This window comes from Thermanaerothrix sp. (assembly GCF_056331585.1).
In genome coordinates, this window is sequence record NZ_JBWGPQ010000008.1 from 1 (window position 1) to 25,606 (window position 25,606).

Annotated in this window: 22 protein-coding genes, 1 tRNA gene, 1 pseudogene and 1 other annotated feature; of the genes and pseudogenes, 11 read left to right on the forward strand and 13 right to left on the reverse strand. The window is 55.2% G+C overall.

The window, feature by feature from the left end; genetic code table 11:
* Nucleotides 1-68: 68 nt before the first annotated feature.
* Complete coding sequence (locus AC01YT_RS04585; protein ID WP_424911982.1) at nucleotides 69-1,271, forward strand: peptidoglycan DD-metalloendopeptidase family protein; 1,203 nt, start codon at nucleotides 69-71, stop codon at nucleotides 1,269-1,271.
* A gap of 99 nt (nucleotides 1,272-1,370) precedes the next feature.
* Here AC01YT_RS04585 and thrS read toward each other — a convergent pair whose 3' ends face one another.
* Nucleotides 1,371-3,164, reverse strand: coding sequence for a threonine--tRNA ligase (thrS, locus tag AC01YT_RS04590; RefSeq protein ID WP_476673116.1), 1,794 nt, complete (start codon nucleotides 3,162-3,164; stop codon nucleotides 1,371-1,373).
* A gap of 561 nt (nucleotides 3,165-3,725) precedes the next feature.
* On the opposite strand from thrS, the gene AC01YT_RS04595 reads away from it, so the two are divergent.
* The 3 genes from AC01YT_RS04595 (at nucleotide 3,726) to AC01YT_RS04605 (ending at nucleotide 6,979) form a co-directional block, all read left to right on the forward strand.
* Nucleotides 3,726-4,163, forward strand: coding sequence for a GNAT family N-acetyltransferase (locus AC01YT_RS04595; RefSeq protein WP_476673117.1), 438 nt, complete (start codon nucleotides 3,726-3,728; stop codon nucleotides 4,161-4,163).
* 185 nt (nucleotides 4,164-4,348) lie between these two features.
* Nucleotides 4,349-5,248: a cation diffusion facilitator family transporter gene (locus AC01YT_RS04600; RefSeq protein WP_476673118.1), complete on the forward strand. Its 900-nt coding sequence runs from the start codon at nucleotides 4,349-4,351 to the stop codon at nucleotides 5,246-5,248.
* A gap of 18 nt (nucleotides 5,249-5,266) precedes the next feature.
* A complete protein-coding gene (locus AC01YT_RS04605; RefSeq protein ID WP_476673120.1) occupies nucleotides 5,267-6,979 on the forward strand; it encodes a proline--tRNA ligase in 1,713 nt (570 codons plus the stop codon).
* Here AC01YT_RS04605 and AC01YT_RS04610 read toward each other — a convergent pair.
* The 12 genes and pseudogenes from AC01YT_RS04610 to trpE all read right to left on the reverse strand — a co-directional run bounded on the left by AC01YT_RS04610 (nucleotide 6,972) and on the right by trpE (nucleotide 17,812).
* Nucleotides 6,972-7,529, reverse strand: a complete 558-nt coding sequence (locus AC01YT_RS04610) for a nucleoside-triphosphatase (protein WP_476673122.1) — start codon at nucleotides 7,527-7,529, stop codon at nucleotides 6,972-6,974. The two genes, AC01YT_RS04605 and AC01YT_RS04610, sit on opposite strands and share 8 nt — an antisense overlap.
* On the reverse strand, nucleotides 7,530-8,309 hold the full coding sequence (locus AC01YT_RS04615) for an ABC transporter ATP-binding protein (protein WP_476673124.1): 780 nt from the start codon (nucleotides 8,307-8,309) through the stop codon (nucleotides 7,530-7,532).
* Between the two features lie 3 nt (nucleotides 8,310-8,312).
* Nucleotides 8,313-9,371: a FecCD family ABC transporter permease gene (locus tag AC01YT_RS04620; protein WP_476673126.1), complete on the reverse strand. Its 1,059-nt coding sequence runs from the start codon at nucleotides 9,369-9,371 to the stop codon at nucleotides 8,313-8,315.
* The gene (locus tag AC01YT_RS04625; RefSeq protein WP_476673128.1) at nucleotides 9,368-10,528 is read right to left on the reverse strand and encodes an ABC transporter substrate-binding protein; all 1,161 of its coding nucleotides are present in this window, start codon (nucleotides 10,526-10,528) and stop codon (nucleotides 9,368-9,370) included. Before AC01YT_RS04625 ends, AC01YT_RS04620 begins: the two co-directional genes overlap by 4 nt.
* The gene (locus tag AC01YT_RS04630) at nucleotides 10,525-11,061 is read right to left on the reverse strand and encodes a PadR family transcriptional regulator (RefSeq protein ID WP_476673130.1); all 537 of its coding nucleotides are present in this window, start codon (nucleotides 11,059-11,061) and stop codon (nucleotides 10,525-10,527) included. The genes AC01YT_RS04625 and AC01YT_RS04630 overlap by 4 nt, the downstream gene beginning before the upstream one ends.
* A 124-nt stretch (nucleotides 11,062-11,185) precedes the next feature.
* The gene (gene trpA, locus AC01YT_RS04635; protein WP_476673251.1) at nucleotides 11,186-12,040 is read right to left on the reverse strand and encodes a tryptophan synthase subunit alpha; all 855 of its coding nucleotides are present in this window, start codon (nucleotides 12,038-12,040) and stop codon (nucleotides 11,186-11,188) included.
* A 45-nt stretch (nucleotides 12,041-12,085) separates the two neighbouring features.
* Nucleotides 12,086-13,270: pseudogene (gene trpB / locus AC01YT_RS04640) on the reverse strand (tryptophan synthase subunit beta); the annotation flags it as partial.
* The gene (locus AC01YT_RS04645; protein ID WP_476673132.1) at nucleotides 13,271-13,933 is read right to left on the reverse strand and encodes a phosphoribosylanthranilate isomerase; all 663 of its coding nucleotides are present in this window, start codon (nucleotides 13,931-13,933) and stop codon (nucleotides 13,271-13,273) included.
* Nucleotides 13,923-14,726, reverse strand: coding sequence for an indole-3-glycerol phosphate synthase TrpC (trpC, locus tag AC01YT_RS04650; RefSeq protein WP_476673133.1), 804 nt, complete (start codon nucleotides 14,724-14,726; stop codon nucleotides 13,923-13,925). The genes AC01YT_RS04645 and trpC overlap by 11 nt, the downstream gene beginning before the upstream one ends.
* Nucleotides 14,723-15,742 (reverse strand): anthranilate phosphoribosyltransferase, encoded by a 1,020-nt coding sequence (gene trpD / locus AC01YT_RS04655; protein ID WP_476673135.1) that lies wholly within the window; start codon nucleotides 15,740-15,742, stop codon nucleotides 14,723-14,725. Before trpD ends, trpC begins: the two co-directional genes overlap by 4 nt.
* 12 nt (nucleotides 15,743-15,754) lie before the next feature.
* Nucleotides 15,755-16,324 carry an anthranilate synthase component II gene (locus tag AC01YT_RS04660; protein WP_476673137.1) on the reverse strand — a complete coding sequence of 190 codons (570 nt, stop codon included), beginning with the start codon at nucleotides 16,322-16,324 and terminating at the stop codon, nucleotides 15,755-15,757.
* 15 nt (nucleotides 16,325-16,339) lie between these two features.
* Entirely contained in the window at nucleotides 16,340-17,812 is a 1,473-nt protein-coding gene (gene trpE / locus AC01YT_RS04665; protein ID WP_476673139.1) for an anthranilate synthase component I, read from the reverse strand.
* Between the two features lie 40 nt (nucleotides 17,813-17,852).
* Nucleotides 17,853-18,162, reverse strand: a binding site (T-box leader).
* A gap of 127 nt (nucleotides 18,163-18,289) precedes the next feature.
* Between trpE and AC01YT_RS04670 the strand changes: the two genes are divergently transcribed.
* The 7 genes from AC01YT_RS04670 to AC01YT_RS04700 all read left to right on the forward strand — a co-directional run bounded on the left by AC01YT_RS04670 (nucleotide 18,290) and on the right by AC01YT_RS04700 (nucleotide 25,598).
* Nucleotides 18,290-18,360 (forward strand) — tRNA-Gln (locus tag AC01YT_RS04670).
* Between the two features lie 136 nt (nucleotides 18,361-18,496).
* Nucleotides 18,497-19,573, forward strand: coding sequence for a bifunctional UDP-N-acetylglucosamine diphosphorylase/glucosamine-1-phosphate N-acetyltransferase GlmU (locus AC01YT_RS04675; RefSeq protein ID WP_476673141.1), 1,077 nt, complete (start codon nucleotides 18,497-18,499; stop codon nucleotides 19,571-19,573).
* On the forward strand, nucleotides 19,566-20,870 hold the full coding sequence (locus AC01YT_RS04680) for a hemolysin family protein (RefSeq protein ID WP_476673143.1): 1,305 nt from the start codon (nucleotides 19,566-19,568) through the stop codon (nucleotides 20,868-20,870). Before AC01YT_RS04675 ends, AC01YT_RS04680 begins: the two co-directional genes overlap by 8 nt.
* Nucleotides 20,821-21,231 carry a cytidine deaminase gene (locus tag AC01YT_RS04685; protein ID WP_476673145.1) on the forward strand — a complete coding sequence of 137 codons (411 nt, stop codon included), beginning with the start codon at nucleotides 20,821-20,823 and terminating at the stop codon, nucleotides 21,229-21,231. The genes AC01YT_RS04680 and AC01YT_RS04685 overlap by 50 nt, the downstream gene beginning before the upstream one ends.
* A 30-nt stretch (nucleotides 21,232-21,261) precedes the next feature.
* Nucleotides 21,262-22,107, forward strand: a complete 846-nt coding sequence (gene recO, locus AC01YT_RS04690) for a DNA repair protein RecO (protein WP_476673147.1) — start codon at nucleotides 21,262-21,264, stop codon at nucleotides 22,105-22,107.
* A 29-nt stretch (nucleotides 22,108-22,136) separates the two neighbouring features.
* Nucleotides 22,137-23,639 (forward strand): M20/M25/M40 family metallo-hydrolase, encoded by a 1,503-nt coding sequence (locus tag AC01YT_RS04695; RefSeq protein WP_476673149.1) that lies wholly within the window; start codon nucleotides 22,137-22,139, stop codon nucleotides 23,637-23,639.
* A 69-nt stretch (nucleotides 23,640-23,708) separates the two neighbouring features.
* On the forward strand, nucleotides 23,709-25,598 hold the full coding sequence (locus tag AC01YT_RS04700) for a lysozyme family protein (protein ID WP_476673151.1): 1,890 nt from the start codon (nucleotides 23,709-23,711) through the stop codon (nucleotides 25,596-25,598).
* The last annotated feature ends 8 nt before the right edge of the window (nucleotides 25,599-25,606 follow it).

Here is a 25,606-nt window from a genome sequence, read left to right on the forward strand (position 1 = left end):
CTCCCCAACCCATAGCGCTTGACGTTGCGCCAAATTTTGTGATATATTGACACTGTGAGGTGCAAGGCATGCATCCTTTACATGCAGAAAAAGAAACAGCCAACTTTGACTTAAACGGGGCAGATGCTCCGAAATCTTCCGACCCAGTAAAATATTTTCCCGACTGGTGGGATCACCTGACCCGCATGGGGTTGGGTGAGATAACGTTGCGCATTGCCTCAGGATTGGCATCGCTGGTTCTTATCCTCATTGTGGTCGCGGTGATGGGAAACTTATCCCCACAGAGCACACCTCTGGCCGCAGGGGGAGCAGCACAAGCCGCAGCCTTGCCCACTGCCACACCCACGATAACCATCCCTGCCTTCACCTTCCCCGATACCGAGGTTGCCATCAACGGTGTGGTGCGCCGTACGCAACTAAAGACCATCCTCCCCAGCCGTCCGCGCTTTGAGATCACGCAATATGAGGTTCAGAAAGGCGATACGATCTTCGGGATTGCTGAGAAGTTCGGCCTCAAACCCGAGACAATCTTGTGGGGTAACTACGATATCCTCTACGATAATCCCCACTTTTTACAACCCGGCCAGATGCTCAACATCCTGCCTACCGATGGCCTGCTTTACACTTGGCATGAGGGCGACAGTCTCAATAAAGTAGCCGAATTTTTTAAGGTCAAACCCGAAGATATCATCAACTGGCCGGGCAATCACCTTGACCCGACCAAGCTGGGTGATCTTTCTCATCCCAACATTGAAGCCGGCACAAAAATCTTTGTCCCCGGCGGTCGGCGCGAGTTCGTCACCTGGAGTGCTCCCCGCATCACCCGCCAGAACCCTGGTGTAGCCAAGATCATGGGTCCCGGCGCCTGTGGCGTCATCACCGAGGGCGCGGTGGGCACGGGTTCCTTCATCTGGCCCACTCCCTCTAAGTGGATCTCAGGCTATGATTACTCACCCTCAACCAACCATTATGGGATTGATATTGGTGGCGCGATCGGAGTTGCTATTTATGCCGCCGATAACGGCGTTATCGTCTACGCCGGTTGGAACGACTGGGGCTACGGCAACGTCATCGTGATTGATCATGGTAACGGTTGGCAAACGCTCTACGCCCACCTCAGCCAGATCAACGTCGTATGTGGTCAAAGCGTTTATCAGGGTGACCTGATCGGTCTAATGGGAAGCACCGGACGCTCCAGTGGGCCGCACCTGCACTTTGAAATGCGCCATGATGTTTACGGCAAAGTCAACCCCCACGACTTCCTGCCCTAAACCGTTGCGCCAAATCTAGGAGGAGAAGCCGTCAGGCGCCTGGGTTCCGAAACCCATGGCGCCTGACCGGTTAATCACAAACTTACAATTGACCGATCCTCAACGCCCTTCGGTGATATCCTCTTGGGCCCGGGCCATGAAGGCATCCAACGACATTGGACCGGGATTCTCACCATTGCGCAGACGCAACGCCACTTTTCCTTCTGCGGCCTCTTTATCGCCTACGACCAGCATATACGGGATCTTTTGCAACTGCGCGTCGCGAATCTTGGCGTTCATCCGTTCCGGACGCTCATCCACCTCCACGCGTAGCCCTTGCGCACGCAATTTTTCGGCCACCTGGTAAGCGTAATCCAGATGGCGATCCGCAATTGGGATGAGCACCGCCTGCACCGGGGCCAGCCACACCGGAAAGGCGCCGGCGTAGTGCTCGATCAGCACGCCCATGAACCGTTCCATTGAGCCCAGAAGGGCACGGTGGATCATGAACGGACGGTGCGGTTGACCATCCTCACCGATGTATTCCAGTTCAAAGCGTTCGGGCAGATTGAAGTCAAATTGAATGGTACTTAGCTGCCATTCGCGCCCCAAAGCGTCAATCATCTTCAGGTCAATCTTTGGCCCATAGAACGCCGCACCGCCTTCGTCAATGTCATAGTCAATGCTGGCGCGCTCAAGTGCCTGACGCAGGGCCTCGGTTGCTTTTTCCCAATCCTCAACCCGCCCGGCAAACTTTTGGGGATCGCGGGTGGAGAGGTAGGCATGGAAGTTGGTCATTCCGAAACGGCGCAGGATGTGCAAGCAGAACTGCAAGGTACTGTCAATCTCTTGCGGCATCTGGTCGGGACGGCAGAAAATGTGCGCATCATCCTGGGTAAAGCCGCGCACCCGCAACAGGCCATGCAGGACCCCACTCCGCTCATAGCGATAAACTGTGCCCCATTCCGCCATCCGGATCGGTAACTCGCGGTAACTGCGGATCTGGCTCTTGTAAATCATGATATGGAAGGGACAATTCATCGGTTTGAGCAGATATTCCTCGTTTTCCACCTGCATCGCCGGATACATGTTCTCGCGGTACCAATGCAGGTGACCGCTGGTCTCCCACAACGTACTCCGCCCAATATGCGGGGTATAGACCGGCACATAGCCATGTTTGAGATGTTCTTCTTTGCAATACTGCTCCACCAAATGACGGATCATCCCGCCTTTAGGATGCCACAGGATTAAGCCTGCACCAACTTCCGGATTGATGCTGAAGAGATCGAGGTCTTTGCCAAGCTTACGGTGATCGCGTTTTTTGGCTTCTTCCAGTTTCCATAAGTAATGTTGAAGTTGCTCCGGTGTCTCCCAGGCAGTGCCGTAAATGCGCTGAAGCATGGGACGGCGTTCATCGCCGCGCCAATAAGCCCCAGCCACATTGAGCAACTTGATCGCATCGGGGTTAATCTGCCCAGTGCGTTCGACATGCGGCCCGCGGCACAAATCCACAAACTTATCATGGGCATAGATGGAGATCTCCGGCTTTTCCGTAAGCGGATTGCCATCCTCGTCCATTCCGCCAGCTTCCAACCCATCAATCAACTCCAGTTTATAGGGCTGATCACGGAAAATCTGGCGCGCCTCGTCGGCCGTGATCACCTTTTTGACGAAGGGGTAATCCCCTTTGATAATCTCGCGCATCCTCTGTTCAATCTTCTCCAAATCTTCCGGGGTTAGCGGACGGGGAAGATCAAAATCATAGTAAAACCCGTCCTCGATGGGCGGCCCAATGGCAATTTTGCCGTTTGGGAACATTTCCAGCACGGCTTGGGCCATAATATGCGCCGCCGAATGACGAATGCGGTAAAGCCATGAGTCTTCGTAGCGTTCTTTTTGTTTTTCCTGCGGCATGATTAACCTCCTTTTATCTGTACACCTCTCTAAAATAACGAAGAACGCCTGCCCGCTCTGGGGCAAGCGTTCGGCGCTCGCGGTTCCACCCAGATTAGTCGGTTTAATCACCGACCATCTCGTTACGACCAATAACGGGGTCAACCGTTCACCTTACTTGGGATTAACTCCCGTTCAGGCTTCCGCTCGCAGGTGGTTTTCGCCGCCGCCTGTCCGCAGGGCATTCTCAACCTATGATGCCCCTTCTCTGTCGGCGCGCACTGCGGCTACTCGTCCTGGTCAGCGCGTTTTGGATATGAAGTGTCTAACATTATATAGGCGAAAGCGCAGAAAAGCAAGAGAAATTCCAACATTGGTTATAAACGAGCGAAATTAAGATTGAAATGCCGATCAACACGTGAAGCACAAAATAACTGGCGTTCATCTCCCACCCTTTGCTTCCGAAAAAACACCCCCGTAAAAATTCCTCGCGATGACAAGAACGTGAATGAGAAAATTCCTTTAACCGCTCATTATATAATTAGTCCCAGCGCTTATTATATAATTCAGGATGTTTGCCTTATGTATCGCTTACGCCGTGCCGAAGCCAAGGATGCCATGCCCATCCGCCGCTTAATATACGCTGAGCGGCTCAACCCGTTTGGGCTGGATTGGCGACGTTTTTGGCTGGCCATAGACGAGGATGAACATATCATCGGCTGCGGGCAGGTAAAACCCCATTTCGACGGTTCGCGTGAACTGGCTTCAATTGCCGTGCAGCGCAAATGGCGCAGGCGCGGGGTCGCCAGTGCCATTATCCGTCAATTGTTGGCAGAAAACCCGCCTCCGTTGTACCTGACCTGCCGAACCGAACTGATAGACTTTTACACTCGCTTTGGATTTGACGTGATAGAGTTCGCCGAACTGCCGCCTTATTTCCGACGGACAGGCCAATGGGTTAGAATTCTGCATTGGTTCACCTTGGGTCAGGTGAAAATCTCCATCCTTGGGCTAAAATGACGCCTCAACGGCCAGTCGGGGGCAAGGGAATGGCCTCATCCTGGCTCTTGCGACCAAAGATGTTTCACCAATTAGCAGAACCGTTAACCTTCTATGGTAAACTATGCGCTGAAAAGGTACGAAACAAGTGCCAGGACCTAATCTGGCAACCATGGAACCAAACAAACGGAGTAACAGCCACTATCATGCGGTGGGTGCGCGACTATAAACCTCAACCTCAAGTGCAAGCGTGGTATCGCCAGGCGCTTTGGATCACCTTAGGGGGCAATATTTTCTTGGTAAGTTTAAAAGCACTGGCAGCCTACCTATCGGGCAGCGTTGCACTGTACGCTGACGCAGCAAACTCTGCCTCGGACGTCGTCTATTCATTGCTAATGGTCTTTGGTTTGTGGCTAGCCCAGCGCCCACCGGATCTCACTCATCCTCAGGGTCACAGCCGGTTTGAACCTCTGGTTGGCCTAATGGTTACCCTCTCGATGACCTTTGCCGGATTCGAGGCTGCGCGTGCCTCACTGCAACGCTTTCTGGCCGGAGGGCTGGCCATCGAACCCGGGTTACCCACTTTAGTGCTGCTCTTCAGCGCAGGTGTGAAAGCGGGCATGTACTTCGCAATCACCCGCTTGGCGATTAAACTCCATAGCCCAACGCTTCGCACCACCGCCCAGGATAATCTTAGTGATGTCTTGACCTCTACCGCCGCCTTTATCGGTGCGGCGGGATCGAAGTTCGTCCATCCCTTACTTGACCCCATCGCCGGATTCCTGGTCGCCTTGTGGATCTTCCGCGCTGCCTACCGGGCCGGACGTGAGAATCTGAACTACTTGACCGGCGCCGGTGCTTCTGAAGAGCTCCGTCACAAGATCGTTGAGGCGGCCCAATCGGTACCGGGTGTCTTGCGCGTTCATCACCTGATGACTGATTACGCTGGCCCGCGCCTGGTTGCCGACCTGCACATCAATGTGGACGGCTCCACTCCCCTGGTTGAAACCCACCGCATCTGCGACGAAGTGATTGCCCGCGTCGAATCCATCCCGGAAGTGGATCGGGCTTACGTCCATATCGAACCTGACGATTGGATAGACTGACTCGAAGTAACCGCCGCCATGCGTCTCTCTCACCTTTTTCCCCCCACCCTCCGCGAAGCACCGGCCAATTGTCCTATGGAGGGTCTAGCCTGGTTAGTCCGCGCCGGTTACCTCCGGCTGTTTGGGGCAGGATGGGCTTATCTCCCGTTAGGAAAGCGCATTTTAGAGCATGTATTGCGCCTTCTTGAATCCGAAATGGACCACCTGGAAGCCCAGCGGATATATTTACCACCACCTACAACTCTGTCCTCTCCCACCCCCTGGGATACCCTGGCACAAGCATGGTATGAGTCCGCACCCACCTCGCCCCTGGCAGCAACCCAACTTGAAGCGGTTCGTGCACTCGCCCAGCACGATCTCCAAACCTATCGCCAATTGCCCTTTATCTTCTACCACGTATCACCATTGGCATCTGCGCCTTGGGAAGGTATTTCTCCGCTCCATCTAACCCAGGGCTTGGTGCTGGAATCCTTTGCCTTGGTAAGTGCACCCACCGCTTTGGAAAGTTTCCAACGGCGCTACCTCCAAGCCATTGGAAATACTTTGCAACGCCTGGATCTGCCAGTGCACTTAGCCCATGCTGGCCTCCCAAGCACCCTTTCGCCTCAATTAATTTGGGCACCATATCCCCAAAGTCATTTGTCTATACTGCATTGTCCTCAATGCCCTTATGCCGCCATAGAAGCCTTTGCTACCTTCAAAAAACCCGAGTTATCTCCCGAACCTGTTCTCCCTATAGAACTTATCTCAACACCAGGGATACAAACCATCCGTGACCTTTCCGTTTTTCTTGGCCTTCCGGCCTCCCGTCTGGCCAAAGCCGTCTTTTATCTGGCCCAGACCGAAAATGAGAGTCCCGAGTATCTGGTCCTGGCAGTAGTGCGTGGCGACCGCACCCTTAGCGAAGCCAAACTTGCCAGTGTGCTTGGCGCGCGTCACCTGCGGCCTGCTCCCTCCGAAGCAATCACGGCAGTTGGGGCAGTTCCCGGTTATGCTTCACCTATCAGACTGAAACCAGGGGTAAAGATTATCGTAGATGATCTGATCCCGCATTCCCCCAACCTTGTGGCTGGCGCCAATCAACCTGACGCCCACCTACGCCATGTTAATTTCGGGCGTGATTTCAACGCCGACCTAATCAGCGACATAACCCTGGCCGAGCCGGGCGACCCTTGTCCTTATTGTGCTGCTCCTTTGGTCAAGGCTAGCGGTTTGCCCTTGGCCTGGGTAACGGCCCCGGGTGCACTGGAGGGGGCAACTTTCCTGGATGAAAACGGGCAGAGCCGCCCCATCTTTTTCGCGTATTTCCGGCTTAGTTTAGAAGCCCTAATCGTAGCCCTGGCCGAACAGTACCATGACGAACACGGTCTGATCTGGCCAGTACCTCTTGCACCATATGCCGTTCACCTGGTTGCCTTAGGTGGGCGCAAAGCCCCGCACGTGATTGAGGAAGCCGAGCGCCTGTACGGACTGCTCCAAACCACCGGGATCAGCGTCCTCTACGATGACCGTGAGGCGAGCCCAGGGGTCAAATTCAACGACGCTGACTTGATCGGGTCACCGCTGCGCCTCACCCTCAGCCCGCGCACACTAGAGACAGCCACCGTAGAGGTTAAGTGGCGCAATAGTAGTCATTCCCAGATGATCTCCCTGGCCGAAGTGATCCCTCAAATCACGCGTTGGGTGAAAGAACATCAAACGCTGCCTCCACGCCACGAATACATTATTTAGGTTGGCATCCGTCTTCTTCCAGCAGGTCAGCCAGAGTCACAGATTGGCCGGGATGACGAATAACCAAAACCCGCGCCGGTGCCCAGCGCGCTGCATGTGAGAGCAGGGATGGCCGCAACACGACCACCCCCAAACGATAGGCGCGGGAGGCCAATGCCGCGAGAGCAGCCACCCAGCCTTCCCCCCGTTCGAGTTCCAATGGTCCAATCTCATCTACCACCAGAAAATCACATGGCGCAGCCGCCTCAAATACGCTATTTCCCCATTGCAAGGTGTCGCGGTCAAAACACCATTCTTGGGTGTGAATAACCTCACCTTCCACGATCTCCCCGCTGTTTACCCGCCACGCTAAAGTACGGCGCTCTCCGCTGCGTAAATTTACGGCCTCGATGGCCACCTTTTGCCCAGCCTGATAAAGGCCAGGACTCAGGATCCCAGCAACATCCCAATCCAGGCTACGAGCCTCATTTACCAATCGTTGGCAAACACTTGTTTTTCCAATGCCGATATCGCCGGTGAAAATCCACAAATGGGGTGAAAACAACGTCATTCACGACTCCCACGTCACATAGCGATGTCCATCGAACGTCCAAACCCGCAAAGGAACGTTATAAGTCTCGCTCAACGCCTCAGCCGTCCATAACGCATCCAAAGGCCCACTGTGCAAGACCCGCCCCTCGCGCATCAAGATAACATGCTGTGCCAAAGCAGAGACCACGTCTGGCTCATGCGAGGTCATGAGAATAGTAACCCCAGCACTGACCAGGCTTCTAAGGCACTCAATCAGGCGTTTTTTATTGGCCAGGTCAAGGTGTGAAGTAGGCTCATCCAAAAGCAAGAGCCGTGGCTGCTGTGCCAGTGCCCGCGCCACCAGCAACAATTGGTATTCCCCTCCACTCAAAGCCTGCACTGAACGACGCGCCAGATGGTGCAGTCCCACTCGTTCCAACGCTTCCCAAGCAATGGCCACATCAGATGCCGCAGGCATTTGCAAAGGCAGTAGATAAGGCGCACGTCCCAAAAGCACATATTCCAGCAGGGAATAGGCAAAGGGATTGGCTTCACGTTGAGGTACTAACGCCACCATCCGCCCGATTTCCTGCCGCGTGTACGCCCCCAGGAGGCGACCCTCAAGCCAGATCTGCCCTCGCGTCGGAACATAACGCCCATAAGCCAGGCGTAAAAGGGTGGTTTTTCCCGCGCCATTCGGTCCCAAAATGGCTGTGACCTTGCTACGGGGCACATCTAGGGTAAGTCCCTGCAATGCTTCGGATAGGATTTCGGGATAACGAAAGGTCACGTTTTCGAATCGCAGAATGATGTCCGTCATGACTCATACCTTCACCGACTTCACCGACGGCCAGGTCATGAGCAGTAGGAACCCTATTGCACCCAAAAGCGAGGTCAACACACCCAGGGGGATTTCACCCGCACTCAAGATACGGGCTAAATCGTCGCAAATCACAACAAACACACCACCTAAAAGCAGTGCCGTGGGTAAGGCGAAGCGTGCATCCGCGCCACTCAAACGCCGCGCCAATTGCGGCACCAGCAACCCCACCCAGCCAATCAATCCGCCGATAGAAATTGACGCTGCCGTAACCATCACAGCTGCTAAAAGAACCAAGAGTCGCTCACGATGTACCGCAACACCTAATGAAAAAGCCACTTCATCTTCCAAGGCAAGCAAGTTTAAGCGCCACCGCATCAAGACCAAAATCGTTAATCCCACCACCATCAGGGGTAGAGCCGTCACAAACGGACGCCAGGTTACACTTGATAACCCGCCTAACAACCAGAAAGTGATCTCCGGCAACTGGCGCAGGGGGTCAGCCAAGTATTTGACCAGCCCCACGCCTGAGGCGAAAAACGCCGAAACCGCGATTCCCGAGAGCAACAGGCGCAACACCCAACCGCCATAGCGCACCCGTCGCGCCAGTACATAAGAAAGTGCCAACCCACCTAACCCAAAAATCACGGCACTGACCTGAATACCCCAGGCAGCCCCCCCGAAAAAGATGATGCTCAATGCAGCGCCAAATGCCGCGGCTTGTGATACACCCAGAAATCCTGGCTCGACCAGCGGGTTGCTGAACACCATTTGAAGCACCAAACCCGCCCCAGCCAGGCTCATCCCTATCATGGCCGCGGCCAGCAGGCGCGGCAGGCGTAAATTTAAAATCAAGCGCTGGGCAAGCGCATCTTCACGGAGTTGCGCCGGAGTCAAGAAGCCCACTTGGGGATAGCGTCCCAGGAAGAGTGAGACCCCTAACACAACCATCAGAAGCAACCCCAGCCACAGCAGGCGTTGTTGGGAGCGCGCCCGGCTTTCTGACCAGGGTGAGGCACGTGGAGTCAAACCCAGGGATCGCGCGGAGGAGGTTAAGTTCACTTTAAGTCCCCTTTTAAGAGAGGCAGAAGGCGGGATTCGATCGTGTTTGCATCAATCCCATATAATTGTTCGAAGAAGGTGCGGGTTTCCTGCATCATATCCAGCCCAGGGTAAGCATCGGGATGCAGGCGCCAGGCCAGCCAGCGTAAACCCAACACCCAACGCACGTCCGGCTGATCCCAGGAGTAGAAATCCTTGGGAAACGCATACAGTCGGCCTTCTCGCACTGCTCGCATCGCCCGCCATTGCGGGTCGGCCTTCAGGCGCGTTACCACCTCATCGGGGTTAGCCGTATAAGCGATGATGGCGATCACATCCGCATCCCATGCCGCAATTTGCTCCAAATTCACCTTGGTCCAACCACTTCCCAACCCAATGTCCGTCCAAACCGGGCGCCCGCCCGCCAGTTCGGTCATGATCGTTTGCATCCAGGTTTTTGGGGCGACATTAAACGCCACCTGACCATCGCGATCGGAATAATAGAGCAACAGCGTGCGCGGCTTTTGCTCCGGTGCGAGTCCTTGCAGAGGCTGTGTTACGTTTCGAACCTGAGCATCAAAATAACCAACTAATTCCTCAGCCCGCTGTGGATTCTGGAAAATTTGTCCCAGGATGCGTACGTCACGCTGATATTCCTCGGGGGTCTCTAGCGAGAGATAAACCACCGGAATGCCCAATGACTCCAGGGGTTTTCCCAGGGTTTCGGCCATGTATGTTTTCATGATCACCACATCCGGCTGCGCCGTGACCACTTGCTCAGCTCCAACCTTGGTCTCAAAAGCAATCTTTTTTTCTAGATTGGGATCCACCAGTGTGAGGAAATCTCCCTCGGCGCTTTGGCTGGTGCGAGAAAGAGCGACCACCCGCTCAATGGCTTCAGGGAAGAGGTAGGCTGCATCGGCTAACATGGCAACAGCACGGCCTGCAATAACGACCCGTTTCGGCGGGTGTAATAGGGTCACTGCGCGTCCCAAAGCATCCGTAATGGTGATGGGACTTGAGGTAGGAGTGGGCACTTCTGTGAACGCTGCCGTCGCTTCTGACGTAGGGCCTCCAGAAAGATTTGTCGTCGGGATTGAGGTTGGCGGGGTGGCCGTGCAGGATATAACCATGAGCGCCACCAGTAACAGAGTGAACAAGGCAACCCGAGTTTTCATAACGATCCTCCTATGTCCGAAAAAGTTTGATCAAACCAGGCTAAGAGGGATTCCACCTGGTGAATACGCAACAAACACGCCATGCGATTATAGGGTTGGTGATCGGGGATGTCTTGACATTGCACACGTAAGCGCTCTAGACCGCGCAAAATTTCAGTGCGCTGGCGGGTCAGGAAGTCGGGGATAGTCTGGGGTGCCAGGCGCTTCAGGAGATAAAGGCGGGTTGGTAACTCCAGACGAATGATCTGCACGCTACAACGGCTGGGTTGATAAAGCCATTCCTCGGCGGCAACCCGTCCCTGTGCGGTCAGCACAAACACGCGCCGCAGCAACCCACGTTCGGCGGCCTCTTCGTGCCCCTTTACCCAGCCCCGCGCTTCCAGGCGTGCCAATGAGGCATATAACTGACTCTGGCTAAGATGCCAGATATTCCCCAAATCCTGGCTAAAGACCCGATGCAGTTCATACCCATGCATTGGGCGTTCCAGCAAGAGGGCTAACAGCGGGTATTCAGGAGTAGGCGAACGGCGCATGGGATAAAACCCACATAACGGTCAATGCTCACTGAGTGAGTATATCTATTGAAAAGTGTACTTTATCCCTCAATCCCCGTCAAGTGATAATTGTCATACAATTATAAGGATTGTCACCGCTCAGTCAAGATTTTCCCACCCCATTTACCGCGTGAACCAGAGAACCCAGAAAATCTGCCGCGGCTTCTGCGGGTCGGGCTGATCTTGCCACGGCCTGGATCAGCGCGGAACCCACAATGACCCCATCTGCCAGCGGATACAAGGCTTGGACCTGGTCAGGCGAGGCAATTCCAAATCCCACCGCCAAGGGCAATAGGGTGATCTGGCGCACACGGCGGATAAAAGCACCCAGGTCAGGTGGCAACGAATCGCGTGCCCCGGTCACGCCGGTTACCGAAACCAAATAAAGAAACCCTGTTGCACCTTGGGCTATTTGCGCAATCCGGGCTTCAGTGAGGTTGGGCGGAATAAGTGGGACGAAAGCCAGATCATGCGCCTGACACACCCGTCGTGCCGGTAGGGATTCTTCGAGCGGAAGGTCCGGGATGATCAAACCGTCCACGCCAGCACGACCAGCGTCCCGGATAAAGGCTTCCAGGCCATAGGCTAACAACGGGTTGAGATAGCTCATGAAAAGGAAGGGCTGTTCCAGGCCTTGCTCCCGCAACCGCACCACCAACTCCAAGGCGGCGGGAACATTCATCCCTTGGGCCAGAGCAAGTTGACTGGCGTGCTGAATGGTCGGACCATCCGCTAGTGGATCTGAAAAAGGAATCCCCAGTTCAATCAGGTCAGCGCCAGCCTGGGCCAAGGACTTAATCACCTCCAAGGAATCTTCTAAGGAAGGGTACCCAAGCGGAAAGTAAGGTATGATCGCCGGGCGGCGCCTCTCCCGGGCTTTGTCAAAAGCATTGGCAACACGTTCTGTACCTACGGGTAATGCCCGCTGCGATATCAAGGACGGGGTAGAAAGACGCACTCGTGTTAAGGATTGCCCAAGATCCAGAACAGAAGTGGGCGAGTTCAGCGCTTGGGCAACACTCTCCAGATCTTTATCTCCACGCCCAGAGAGATTGACCAGAATGATGGACTCTACAGGCAACTGAGGCGCCAGACGAATGGCTTCAGCCAGGGCATGAGCCGATTCCAGCGCCGGTAAAATGCCCTCAAGGCGGGCCAGCGTTTGAAAGGCATCCAGGGCTTCACGATCCGTCGCCGTCGTGTATGTAACCCGGCCCTGTTCATGCAACCAGGCATGTTGCGGACCAACCGCCGGATAATCCAACCCCGCTGAAATGGAATGTGTCCCTAAAACCTGACCATCGTCATCTTGAAGTAGGTAGGTTAGGTTACCGTGTAGCACACCAGGGCGGGCACCCGCTCCTTTAGCCAGTCGCGCAGCGTGCTGACCGCTCGCCAAGCCCAGACCACCCGCCTCAACCCCGATTAAGCGCACCTCTTCATCCTCGAGAAAGGCAGAGAAAAGTCCAATGGCGTTCGAGCCGCCTCCCACACAGGCAATACACACATCCGGAAGGCATCCGCGCGCGGCCAAAATTTGCGCCCGCGCTTCCTGACCAATGATAGCCTGGAACTCGCGCACAATGTGCGGATAAGGGTGAGGTCCCAGCGCGGATCCAATCAAATAGTAGGTGTCTTTTACATGCGTCACCCAATCCCGAATCGCCTCATTGACCGCATCCTTAAGCGTGCGACCGCCACTTGTCACCGGGCGTACTTCGGCGCCAAGTAGGCGCATGCGCAACACGTTCGGTTGTTGGCGCGCCATGTCCACCTCACCCATGTAGATCACGCATTCCAATCCTAAAAGCGCGCACGCTGTGGCCGTCGCCACCCCATGCTGTCCAGCGCCTGTTTCGGCCACGACCCGCCGCTTCCCCATCCGGTGCGCCAATAAGGCTTGTCCCAACGCATTGTTGATCTTATGAGCGCCTGAATGCGCCAGGTCTTCACGCTTGAGGTAGATTTGAGCCCCACCCAAAGCCGCACTTAAGCGGCGCGCATAGGTCAAGGGTGTCGGGCGCCCCACGTACGTCTTCAGCAGAGTGTCCAGTGTGTCTTTAAATTCCGCATCCTCCAATGCAGCCATGAACGCCTGTGCGAGTTCTTGGAGCGGCGGGATCAATGTCTCAGGAACGTATTGGCCGCCATAAGGTCCAAAGCGGGGCGAAAAGCGTGTTGTCATCATTCACCTCTTATATGAAAGGGATAGCATCGTGTAAGTATCACGCACTTTGCGAAGGAACTCCTCCAAGCGGGCTTTATCCTTGTGTCCCGGGGTGGCTTCCACTCCCGAGGCTACATCCACCCCCCATGGCTGAACCTGGGTAATGGCCGTTGCCACATTTTCAGGGGTTAAGCCACCCGCCAATAGTAACGGGACACGCTGGGACGCCCAGGCCGCAATTTGCCAATCGGCCACCTGCCCACTACCACCGTAGACACCAAGTCTTGCCGCATCCACCAGACAGGCCGGGGGTTCAGAACGTAACGGATAGGCTTGAAGAAGCGCTTCCATCTCATCCTGGGAGTGAGGGCGGAAAGCCTTGAAGGCACGGCATCCCAGATGCCTGACCTCTACGGGCGATTCATCACCGCTCAACTGCGCCAAATCCAATTGGCACTCGTCCAAAATTCGCAACACTTCATCCGCAGGCGTATTAACAAACACACCTACCAGCGTTGCCCTGGGATAAAGTGAACGAATCACCTCCACGATAGAGCGACATTCTTCAGGTAAAAGATAGCGCGGGCTGCGAGGATAAAAATTGAACCCCAGCAAGGCCGCGCCGGCCGTCAAGGCAGTCAAAGCATCTTCCAATGTCGTGATTCCGCAGATCTTAGCCGTCATGACTATCTCCTTCCCCGTGCAACTCACGGAGCAAAGTAACGGGATTGGAAGCCAATACCAAGGCCTCACCGATCAAAAAAGCATCAACCCCTACCACACGTAACCTCTGGATGTCCTCACGGGTGTGAATGCCACTCTCGGCAATCACCCGAATACCCGCCGGGATCAAAGGGCGCAACGTAATCGTCGTGTCCAGGCTGACGGAAAAATCGTGCAAATTACGGTTATTAATTCCAATGAGGCGCGGTAGGCCAGCGTACAATGACTTTTCCAAATCTTCTGCGGTGTGAATCTCCACCAATGGTGTCATACCCAGGGTCTGAGTTAAGACCATTAGGTCATGAAGAAGCACCCTATCCAGGTAGGATGCAATAAGCAGAACCGCACCCGCCCCTGCCGCCCGCGCTTCGTAAAGTTGATAGGGATCAAAAATAAAATCCTTACGTAACACCGGGAGAGGAATTGTGCGCGCCACTAAGGATAGGTCTTCCAGGTTGCCCTGAAAGAAGCGTGGTTCGGTGAGCACACTCACTGCCACCGCTCCTCCCGCATCATAAAGCCGTGCCAGGCTCACAACATCTAAATCTGCCCGCAAGACGCCACGTGATGGGGAAGCTCGTTTGATCTCGGCGACAATAGCCACCTTTCCATCCTGGGGGTGTAACGCGGTCAGAAAATCGTGCGGCGGAGGGCTCTGTTCGGCCAAACGACGCACCTCGGTCAGGGGGTGTTGGCGCTTAACTCGATCCAGATCCTCAGCCCGGGCAGCAAAGATAACCTGCAACCGGCTCATAAGACCACCTCGTGGGAGAAAGCGATCAAGGCTTCTAAGCGGCGTAAAGCCGCACCGCTTTCTAAAGACTCTTCGGCTTCGCGCAAGGCTACCGCCAGATCTCCCCCCTCTATGGCCAAAGCCGCCGCCGCATTGAGCAGAACGACATCCCGGCGCGGTGAGCGATCTTCGCCGGCTAGTAGTGAGCGTAGCAGTTGGGCATTTTCTTCGGGTGACCCACCCCGCAGGTCATTCAGGCTCGCCGTGCGCAAACCCAGATCGCGCCCATCCAGATCATAGGTCTCAACTCGCCCATCCTTCAGATGGCTGACTCGATTGGGCCCTGCCGTCGTTAATTCATCCACCCCACCGTAACCATGTACAACCAGTGCTGCCTTTCCACCCAGTGCACTTAAAACTTCGGCCATGACGTGGGTCCATTGAGGCTCGGCCACACCAATCAACTGATGTGTAGCTCCCGCCGGATTGGTCAGCGGGCCCAGCAAGTTGAACACAGTGCGCTGGCCGATTTCACGGCGTGGGCCCACGGCATGCTTCATCGCCGGATGAAACCGGGGGGCGAAGAGGAAGCCAATACCGACTTCTTCAATGCACCGCGCCACCTGCTCCGGTGTAAGGTCCAGGTTAACCCCCAGCGCTGCCAGCACGTCAGCACTCCCACATTGAGACGACGCGGCGCGGTTGCCGTGCTTGGCTACTTTTCGCCCTGTACCGGCAATCACAAAAGCGGCTGCGGTAGAAATGTTGAATGTGTGCTGCCCATCTCCTCCGGTGCCAGCTGTATCCACCACCGGACCGGAAAAAGCCAGTGGTACCGGCGTAGCATGAGCACGCATGGCACGCGCACTGCCCAAAATTTCCTCTGGTGTCTCACCTTTCATGCGCAGAGCGATCAGATAGGCTCCAATTTGAGCTGGCGTTGCCTCACCACGCATGATCAGGTTCATTGCCTCTTCGGCTTGGGCTTCGTTTAGATGCTGATATTTGACCAATTGGGCAATATACGGTTGAAGCATTTTTCCACCTCCTTACGAGAGCTTTATTTCAAGGAAATTCTGCAAAAGTCGCTGTCCCTCCTGAGTCAAAATGGACTCGGGATGAAACTGCACCCCAAAGATGGGGAACTTGGTATGACGCACACCCATAATCTCACCCTCTTCAGTCCACGCGGTGATCTCAATTTCGGGGGGTAGGGATGGCTCAATCAAGAGAGAGTGATAACGGGTCGCCTCAAAGGGGTTGGGCAACCCGGCAAATAGCACATTGCCATTATGATGGACAAAAGATGTCTTCCCATGCATGACTCGCGCAGCACGCACAACACGTCCCCCAAATGCCGCCGCAATGCACTGATGCCCAAGACACACGCCTAAAATCGGTATGCGCGAGCCCAATTCGCGGATGACCGCTATAGAGATCCCTGCATCATCCGGGTCACCAGGCCCCGGCGAGATTACAATGTGAGAAGGGCAAAGTTGCCGGAGGTCCGCACAAGTGAGAGCATCGTTGCGGAACACCTGGATCTCAGCCCCCAAGGCTCCCAGGTACTGTACCAGGTTGTAGGTAAATGAATCATAGTTATCAATGACCACAATCATCGCCAACCCTCCATCTCACTTCGCTTCGGCCTCGGCCAGGTCTACGGCCACCAACAGAGCACGGGCTTTATTAAGCGTTTCTTCGTACTCCCGTTCGGGCACCGAATCAGCGACAATGCCCGCGCCGGCTTGAACAAATAAGCGTTCCCCTTGATAGACCAGGGTGCGAATGGTGATACAGGTATCCATGTTCCCCTCCCAACCCACGTATCCGGTAACACCGGCATAGGGGCCACGGGCATGAGGTTCAAGATCACGGATAATTTGCATCGCACGAATCTTGGGGGCTCCACTCACTGTACCGGCAGGAAACGTAGCGCGCAATAAATCGAGGGCGTTGACCTCAGGACGCAAATGTCCCTCAACCTGAGAGACAATGTGCATCACATGAGAATAGCGCTCCACAACCATGCGCTCTGGCACCTCAATGCTTCCGTACTCGCATACCCGCCCCAAATCATTGCGAGCTAGGTCTACCAGCATGATATGCTCCGCCAGTTCTTTGGGATCTGCCAGCAAATCCGCCTCATGAGCGAGATCCTCGGCCGCAGTAGCGCCACGAGGCCGCGTGCCGGCAATCGGGCGCATCAGAGCACGCCTCCCTTCCAGCCGAACATGCAACTCAGGGGATGCACCGATCAGATAAAACGGCTCCCCTGCCACCTCCCCAAAGTCGAAGTAAAACATATAAGGCGAAGGATTAAGACGGCGCAGTGCGCGATAAACCTGGAAGGGGTGTACCTGCGCTGGCCGGACCAAACGCTGAGAGAGAACCGCTTGGAAAATCTCACCTGCGGTAATGTAATCCTTGGTTTGCGCTACCGCGGCAAGGAACTGGTCACGTGGAAAGGTTGAGCATGTTTCAATCGAACTGCGCCTCTTATGAAAAGGCAACGTGGGTAAACGGGACTGGCGCAAGCGTGCCATAACCTCGGTTATACGTTCCTCTGCCTCCACGGTGCCCCTTACCCCCGGACGTGCGATCAACAACATCTTGTTATAGGCATGATCGAAGACGATCAAGATCCCAGTCTCTAACAACACGGATTCAGGTAGTGAAGGGTCAGGGGTTAACCCGAGCACCGGCTCGAAATAACGCGCCAGTTCGTATCCGAGGTAGCCAACCCAGCCGCCGGTAAAGCGCGGTAAATGGCGGGCTAAAGACATTTCAGGGGTTGCAACCTGGAGATAAGGCTGCAGAACCGCCAAGGGATCGCTATTTACCGGCACGACCATACGGGTCTGTTCCCATTGATCTTGAACTTCCCAGCTCTTGGAACGTAACACCCAGACCCGCTCAGGAAACAAACCAATAAAGGAGTATCGTCCTAATCGCTCACCCCCCACCACACTCTCCAGCAGAAACGTTGGCCCCGAATGGGCAATCTTAAGGTAGGCAGATACCGGGGTCTCGGTATCGGCGGGTAACTCATACACCCGCGTACCATCCGCCAGGATATTAACAATGGCATGCTGTAGGGAGACCATATTCATCACCTCCAACGGTTAAAACGCAGTCCCCTCCGCCATCAGGGACGGGAGGGGACTGTTTCCCGCGGTGCCACCCTGCTTAGACCAGCCGGTTTACAAAAAATCCCGTCGGTGATGCGACGGGATGAAAAGGCCAGCCTCACTCTTACGAGTACGCCGGATTTAACCGGATATACTCTTTGCCCTGATAACGGTGGCAACTCCGGCACAGGCTACTAGGCATTACTTTCCATTCGCCCTGCGGCTCGGGGAACCATTCAGCATCAGCGTACAGACAGGGCTCGCACCTATTCCCTGCTCTCTGGACTGCCGTGTTGATGCTTACTCTTTCCCTTCAACGCCTTTACAATCGGTCAGGCTATTCAAATGGGGAGGTTCGGATTGGTGGCAATTTTACAACGAACTTAAGTTTTGTCAAGGCATTGCCATCCCCTCAATTTGCGATTAAAATAAAGGGCGCTCTCATGCAAGCACTGGGGCGTGGTGCAATGGCAGCACACCGGACTTTGGATCCGTGGATCTTGGTTCGAATCCAGGCGCCCCAGCCTAGTGGTCGGCAATGAACGAAGCCCAAGACCCACCCTTATCTTCGTCATCACGCCGCACATCCTACCCCGTGAGTCTTGCCGCTAGGGCAACGCCTGGCAAGACTCGTTTGTTTTGTGGAGGAAAGTCACATCTATGAGTCAACGTATCACCCCTGTCATCCTGGCCGCCGGCTACGGCAAGCGGATAAAATCCGCTCTGCCTAAAGTTCTTCATCCTTTGGCTGGCTTACCGATCATTCATCACGTTCTGCGCGCCGTGCGCGTCGTGACAACTGAGCCGCCGGTTGTTGTGATTGGACATGGGGCTGATCAAGTGCGTCAAGCCATCGGTGATGGGGTGCGTTTTGCTTACCAGGCCGAACAACTGGGAACGGCACACGCCCTAAAAATGGCAGAGCCGCTTTTGGTCGGTCAGACAGATCTCATTTTGGTGGTTACTGGGGATATGCCCTTATTAACACCAACCACGTTTCGCCGCCTGATCGCGCTCCAAGCCACTAATTCCGGGCCACTAAGCCTGGTTACTCTGATCAACGAGAACTCCTATGGCTTCGGGCGGATCTTGCGCGGGCCCAATGGTCAGGTGCAAGGGATCGTGGAAGAAGCCCAGGCAACACCGGAGCAATTGGCCATCCGTGAACTCAACGCCAGTGTTTACTGCTTCAGGGCCGATTGGATTTGGGACGCCCTACGCCGTGTGCCGCTTTCGCCCAAAGGGGAGTATTACCTTACTGATGTCGTTGGAATCGCCGCTCAAAACGGTCTGAACGTGCAGGCATTGGTGCTTGAAGATCCGCGGGAAGCCTTGGGGATCAATACCCGCGCTCACTTAGCCGAGGCCGAGGCCATCATGCGGCAGCGCATCATTTCAGCCTGGATGGACCAGGGCGTCACCTTTGTGGATCCGAACAGCACGTATATCGAAATTGACGTGAAAATCGGAATGGACACCGTCATTTATCCCTTTACCTCCCTACGTGGTAAAACCCAAATTGGGGAAAACTGCCGTATCGGCCCCTTTACGTTGCTGCAAGATGTCACAGTGGGTGAAAATTGCCATCTGGTAGGGTGCGCATTGCAAGGTCAGCAGATATCACCCGGCACATCCATCTTTCCCTCCCAGGGAACGCTCCTTGTTGGAAGCGCCGATCCAAGGCAATTGCTATCGGCCATCTCCACCTCAGAAGATTTGTCTCCTCACTATGAGTAATTTTCTCAATATCGGGTTAATTGTCTTACTGCTTTTAGATTGGGGGGTCACGCTACTACGTGCCGCATTGCTCGGCACTCAGCGTGGACGTCTTATTTTGCGGGCTGAGGGACGAGAACAGGAAGTCGAACGCGCCATCCGCCTTTTGGAAGATCCTCACTTGCGGATAGGGTTACGATTCCTCCTCTCCCTTTTGCACTTGCTCTTGGGTTGGGCCTTGTGGCAAGCACTGCTACGGATAGGTCCAACCCTGGTCACCAGCTGGTTGGGAGTGGCGCTGGCGGGTAGTGTCATTCTAGCCATCGAGTATCTATTGGAAGGTGCTATTGCACCCCATGCCGAAACATGGGTCTTACGCCTTTATGGCTTTTATCGTTTATTGGGTTTTCTGGTCCGTCCTGCAACAGTTCTATTGATCGCCCTGCGCAGGGGGCGGGTGACCGTGGAAGCCTCGCCGCACGCCGTCACCGAAGACGAACTCCGTGCCTGGGTTGAAAACGAGGATACGCCAGGCAGTCTAGAAAAGGGTGAGCGCGAGATGATCTATTCGATCTTCCAGTTCGGGGATACCCTGGCACGCGAAATCATGGTGCCCCGTATTGACATCCTGGCGCTAGAAGCCAGCACTACCGTGGAAGAGGCGATCCGCGCCTTTACCCAATCTGGTCATTCCCGCGTCCCGGTTTACGAGGAAACCATAGATAATATTATAGGCCTGCTCTACGCAAAAGACCTTCTTCGCATTCAACTCGAACCCGAGAAGCCATCAAATATCCGCCCTTTCCTGCGCCCGGCCTATTTCGTGCCCGAATCCAAAAAGGTGGATGATCTCTTGCGCGAGATGCAGATACGCAGTATTCACATGGCCATTGTGGTGGATGAATACGGGGGCACCGCCGGCCTGGTCACCCTTGAAGACATTGTTGAAGAAATCGTGGGTGAAATTCGGGATGAATATGATCAGAGCGAAGAATTGCCCTACCAAAAACTCGGCCCGGATGAGTACGTCTTGCATGGACGGCTCTCCCTGGATGACGTGAACGATTTGCTCGACTTAAGTCTAGATACCGATATTGCGGATACTCTGGGAGGGTACATTTATAGCGTCGTGGGCAAAGTACCGCTGGGCGGGGAGCAGATCCAAGTAGATGATTGGACGTTTATTGTAGAGCAGGTCAGTGGTCGCCGTATCCGCCGCGTTCATGCCATCCGTCAACCCGTCCAAACCCCAACCGAGGAGGAAGCAAATGATGCTCGACAGCACAACACGCCAGCAGTTAGTAGCCACAGCGCTTGAAGCCCGCCAGTGGGCTTATGCCCCTTACTCAGGCTATACTGTTGGTGCCGCCCTGTTAACGGCCTCAGGGAAGATTTATGACGGCGTCAATGTCGAGAACGCGGCCTACCCGGATGGCATTTGCGCCGAACGGGTTGCTGTCTTCAAAGCCATCTCCGAAGGGGAACGTGAGTTTATTGCCATTGCCGTGGTCAGCCAGGATGGCGGATTTCCGTGCGGCTCATGTCGCCAGGTTTTGAGCGAATTTGGCTTAAATACCCTGGTCATTATCGCCAATCCTCGGGGTGAAATCCTCCAGGAAGCCACCGTAAGCGATCTCCTACCCCATGCCTTTGGGCCGCAAAACTTACGGGATCGGTAACCTCATCACCAATCCAATTCAACGGCAGTCATGAATTTGGCTCAGGAACGCGTGCTTAAAGTTGAAGCCGTGGTGCTCGAGCACCAGGAATGGGGAGAAGCCGACCGTTTGCTTACCCTCTTCACCCGCGAGTACGGACGAATGCGGGCAGTAGCCAAAGGGGTGCGCCGCATCCGCTCACGCAAGGCTGGCCACCTGGAGCCCTTTACCCGCGTTGCTCTGGTGCTGGCGCGTGGACGCGATCTGTGGATCGTCACCCAAGCTGAAACCCTGGAAGCCAATCTAGCCCTGCACGGAGACCTTGAAGGTATTGGCTATGCCAGTTATGTGGCGGAATTATTAGAACGCTTGACTTACGAAGAAGGTCCCAACCCCAACCTCTACCGTTTGCTGGTGGATACTCTGCGCCGGCTGGACGAAAACCTGGATCCGCCCGCGCTCATTTTGCGTTATTTCGAATTGCATATCCTGGATCTGGCCGGCTTCCGCCCCGAACTGACCGAATGCGTCACCTGCCGCCGGTTAATACAACCTGAAGATCAGTATTTTTCGTCCTCGTTAGGGGGTGTACTGTGCCCAACCTGTGGCAAGGCTGAGCCCTCAGCGCGGCCTGTATCCATGAATGCCTTGCGCTATCTGCGTCACTTGCAGCGCAGCACCTACACCGAAGCCCGCCGAGCCCGCCCCAACCCTGCGATCACGACGGAAATGGAGCGGATTCTTCGAGATTACCTCACCTACATTTTGGAAGCACGGCTCAATAGTCCCGAATTTATAAGGCAAGTGCGCCAGAACCTTTTAACTACCGACAGTTCTTCTCACCCACCCGAAGAGAACTCTTCAGCCACCATTTCGGATACTGTAATTGACCTATAATAATAGAGAATTTACCTTGGGGGACGCTAATGCCACAGCTCTTAGCTTTGATTCCTGCTGCTTTATTGTTTCTCCTCGCCATCATGCTCATACGTACGGCGCGCTTTGTCCGCCCGCCGCTTATGCTGCCCCCTCTTCTGGTACCCGAATGTGACGTCGATATCGCCGCCGAACACTTAGCTGAGGCACTCTGCTTCCCCACCATCACGCTCATCAATCAATCACCCCCCAAACCAGACGCCTTTATTGCCTTTCAGACCTGGTTGGAACAATGTTATCCCCGCGTTCATGCCATCCTGGAACGTCTTCACTTTGGCCGAGATAGCCGGCTTTATATTTGGCATGGGCGTCAACCTGACCTTGCGCCAGTGCTCTTCTCAGCACATGTTGATGTGGTTCCCGCCGATGAAGGGCTTGCCAGTGGCTGGCGCTACCCGCCCTTTGAGTTGGTGCTGGGAGTTATTGCCGAAGGCGCCGTTTGGGGGCGCGGCGCCTTGGATATGAAGGGCCCACTAATTGCTATTTTTGAAGCCGTTGAGTTGCTGTTGCGAGAAGGCTATCAGCCCGAACGCACCATCTACTTGGCGCTAGGGGAAGATGAAGAGAGCGGAGGGCAACGCGGGGCAGCCCAAATCGCTACCTGGCTGACCGAGCAGGGCATTCACCCTATGGCCGTGCTGGACGAGAGCGGTGCAGTGACCGAGGAGGTCGTGCGTGGCATCGAAAGCCCCCTGGCTCTGATCGGCGTCGCCGAAAAGGGTTTTACCGTCCTGCACCTGAAGGTCATAGGCGAAGGTGGTCATGCAGCGCTTCCACCCCGCGAGACTGCAATTTCAAGCCTGGCTCGAGCCCTCACCCGCTTGAATGACGAACCGTTCCCGGCTCGTCTTGATCACATAAAGGATCTCTTTAGCGCTGCGGGTAGTGCCGCCTCACCCACCCTGCAATTTCTGCTGGCCAATACCTGGCTGCTTGGATCATGGCTAACCCACCGCCTGAGCCAAGATCCACGCACCAACGCGCTAATCCGTACCACGCTCACCCCGACCTTGATTCGCGGGGGCGTAAAAGAAAACATGCTCCCACCTCAAGCTGAAGCCTGGCTTAATGCCCGCATCCTGCCGGGCGAGAGCCCCTTTACCGTTTTAGAACACGTGCGCCGCGTTGTAAACGATCCTAACGTTCAAATCGAGATCGTTCCAGGTGCCGCCTGGGCACCATCGCCCATTTCATCTAACCACACCTCTGCCTACAAGGCCCTCTATCAAGTTATTACCAGCGTGTACCCCCAGGCTCTGGTTGCCCCTTATTTGATGGTCATGGCCTCCGATGCGCGCTATTACGCCCAGATAAGCCCCCAAGTGTATCGCTTTACCCCTTATGCCCTAACTTTCACTGATCTCGAAGGAATTCATGGTGTCAATGAACACCTCTCTATCGAGAACTTAGGCAAAATGATCCAATTCTACGCCTTACTCATGCGCGTATGGGGACAATCCCGCTTGGAGAATGAACTGGGAAAAGCAACCTAGCCCCAAGGGGTATGGTACACTTTATGCATGAGAGACCCGAAGGTTGGGAAGCCGCGAATGAGGTCAGGTATGGCTCGAAAAATCGCCGCATTAGGGGGAATTTTGGCCCTGGTCCTGATCGGGCTGAGTTCATCATCAACCCCGATTGCTCGGGCCGAAGAATCCACCCCCACAGAGGAACCCTACGCCCGCCGAACCACATTGACCTTTGAGTATACAGCCTACCGGTGGTGGGTGGTTGAGTGGCGCACGAACTGGATTGCCTGCGAGTTGGTCATCGAACATGAAGGGTTGCCATACGCGGATGAAATCCGCACTTGGTGCGAACCTCACGTCTATAACCTCTGGCGCAACACCCAACCCTGTGTCCTTTCCACCCCTGATCAGCCTCTAACGTCGTGCCCAGGGTACTATCTTCACTTGGCTGAACAATGGCAAGCCGCTCGTGAGATCGAGGTTGAACTCCCCTTGCCGACGGTTTGGTTAAATCTGGAAGGCTGCAGCCCTGAGTTACCACCAGGGCAATGTGATAGGTTACCTCTACTGCGACTGGAAGCCGAAGAACCGCTCCCTAATGAAATCATTATCGCCGTGAATGGTAGTTTAGGTGGCGAACCCTTTACTTGCCGCGGTGCCACCTGTTCTATTCCCTTACGCCCGACCGGCCTGAACGGGGAAACGCTGGAATTTTGGGCTGACTCTTCTTATGGGGATTCTAGCCCCCACTACACGGCACTGGTACGCGTGCTGCCACAAGGCGACTTCATGGCGCCGGAGGGAAACACCGATCAACAACCCTACTATTACGTAGACATCCTGAGTTCTCAATGGCGCGGTAGCGCACCAGCCAGTTGCGCCGAAACTTGGCAGGCCTTTCCTGAACCTGGCGGACCGCCGCCCTGGCTCAGCACCCCAGAAGATCCTCAAGCCTTGTACTCTTCGCTCACGCTTTATTATTTAGCCGGCATCTTGATCAGCCGGGGCGAGGTGGATGCCACAGACTGCCCCTCCGGTGGATTACAAGCTCCCTTGATCGCCAACGCCTGTGGGGTACAACGCGCTTATGACCTAGTTCTAGAATGGCAAAATCGTTTTGATGAAGAGATCTGGCAAGTTGCCCAGGAAAGTCGTGTCCCGGCCCAATTGCTCAAGAACATCTTCAGTCGCGAAAGTCAGTTTTGGCCGGGCATTTACCAATCTTATCGCGAAGCAGGGTTAGGACAACTCACCGAGAACGGCGCCGACACACTTTTGCTCTGGAATCCCGGTTTCTTTGCCCAGTTTTGCCCCCTGGTATTGCATCAATCGCGCTGTGACTTGGGGTTTGGTAACCTCAAAGCAGAAGAACAGGCAATGTTGCGCGGCGCGCTGGTGCGCCAAGTCAATGCCAGTTGCCCCGAGTGCCCGGCCGGAATTGACCTGACCCAGGCGCAATTCAGCGTGCGTGTTTTCGCCGAAGGGCTCAAAGCCAATTGCGAGCAGGTCGGACGCCTGATTAGCAACCTGACCGGTCGCAGGGCTGGCGAGATCAGTTCATACACCGACCTGTGGCGCTTCACTTTGGTGAATTACAACGCTGGTCCAGGATGTTTATTGCGCGCTCTCCGCGGGGCTTACGCTGCCGGCGAGCCGCTCGATTGGGAACACGTGGCCGCACATCTGGAACCTGCCTGTCAAAGCGCGATTGACTACGTACGTGACATCAGCGAGCGCCTGAGTGGTATCCAACCCACCCCCACATCATGGGTTTATCCGGGACAAACACCCCCCTCGCCTCCGCTGGTGATTCCACCAACTGCCACCCCACGCCCCACATCTGGTACCCCTGTTCCTGGTGGACCTACGGCCACACCCGGCCCAGGTTATTATCCACCAGGTACCCTCTCTCCTACCCAGCCCGGTGGATATCCCGAACCCGGCGCTACGGCTACTCTGGGTGGGAATTATCCCGGCCCATAATGAGAGGA

Excerpts from the sequence above, each read along its gene's own strand:
- AC01YT_RS04585 (WP_424911982.1), top strand. The coding sequence starts at position 69 with ATGCATCCTTTACATGCAGAAAAAGAAACAGCCAACTTTGACTTAAAC.
- thrS (WP_476673116.1), bottom strand. The coding sequence starts at position 3,164 with ATGCCGCAGGAAAAACAAAAAGAACGCTACGAAGACTCATGGCTTTAC.
- AC01YT_RS04595 (WP_476673117.1), top strand. The coding sequence starts at position 3,726 with ATGTATCGCTTACGCCGTGCCGAAGCCAAGGATGCCATGCCCATCCGC.
- AC01YT_RS04600 (WP_476673118.1), top strand. The coding sequence starts at position 4,349 with ATGCGGTGGGTGCGCGACTATAAACCTCAACCTCAAGTGCAAGCGTGG.
- AC01YT_RS04605 (WP_476673120.1), top strand. The coding sequence starts at position 5,267 with ATGCGTCTCTCTCACCTTTTTCCCCCCACCCTCCGCGAAGCACCGGCC.
- AC01YT_RS04610 (WP_476673122.1), bottom strand. The coding sequence starts at position 7,529 with ATGACGTTGTTTTCACCCCATTTGTGGATTTTCACCGGCGATATCGGC.
- AC01YT_RS04615 (WP_476673124.1), bottom strand. The coding sequence starts at position 8,309 with ATGACGGACATCATTCTGCGATTCGAAAACGTGACCTTTCGTTATCCC.
- AC01YT_RS04625 (WP_476673128.1), bottom strand. The coding sequence starts at position 10,528 with ATGAAAACTCGGGTTGCCTTGTTCACTCTGTTACTGGTGGCGCTCATG.
- AC01YT_RS04630 (WP_476673130.1), bottom strand. The coding sequence starts at position 11,061 with ATGCGCCGTTCGCCTACTCCTGAATACCCGCTGTTAGCCCTCTTGCTG.
- AC01YT_RS04645 (WP_476673132.1), bottom strand. The coding sequence starts at position 13,933 with ATGACGGCTAAGATCTGCGGAATCACGACATTGGAAGATGCTTTGACT.
- trpC (WP_476673133.1), bottom strand. The coding sequence starts at position 14,726 with ATGAGCCGGTTGCAGGTTATCTTTGCTGCCCGGGCTGAGGATCTGGAT.
- trpD (WP_476673135.1), bottom strand. The coding sequence starts at position 15,742 with ATGCTTCAACCGTATATTGCCCAATTGGTCAAATATCAGCATCTAAAC.
- AC01YT_RS04660 (WP_476673137.1), bottom strand. The coding sequence starts at position 16,324 with ATGATTGTGGTCATTGATAACTATGATTCATTTACCTACAACCTGGTA.
- trpE (WP_476673139.1), bottom strand. The coding sequence starts at position 17,812 with ATGGTCTCCCTACAGCATGCCATTGTTAATATCCTGGCGGATGGTACG.
- AC01YT_RS04675 (WP_476673141.1), top strand. The coding sequence starts at position 18,497 with ATGAGTCAACGTATCACCCCTGTCATCCTGGCCGCCGGCTACGGCAAG.
- AC01YT_RS04680 (WP_476673143.1), top strand. The coding sequence starts at position 19,566 with ATGAGTAATTTTCTCAATATCGGGTTAATTGTCTTACTGCTTTTAGAT.
- AC01YT_RS04685 (WP_476673145.1), top strand. The coding sequence starts at position 20,821 with ATGATGCTCGACAGCACAACACGCCAGCAGTTAGTAGCCACAGCGCTT.
- recO (WP_476673147.1), top strand. The coding sequence starts at position 21,262 with ATGAATTTGGCTCAGGAACGCGTGCTTAAAGTTGAAGCCGTGGTGCTC.
- AC01YT_RS04695 (WP_476673149.1), top strand. The coding sequence starts at position 22,137 with ATGCCACAGCTCTTAGCTTTGATTCCTGCTGCTTTATTGTTTCTCCTC.
- AC01YT_RS04700 (WP_476673151.1), top strand. The coding sequence starts at position 23,709 with ATGGCTCGAAAAATCGCCGCATTAGGGGGAATTTTGGCCCTGGTCCTG.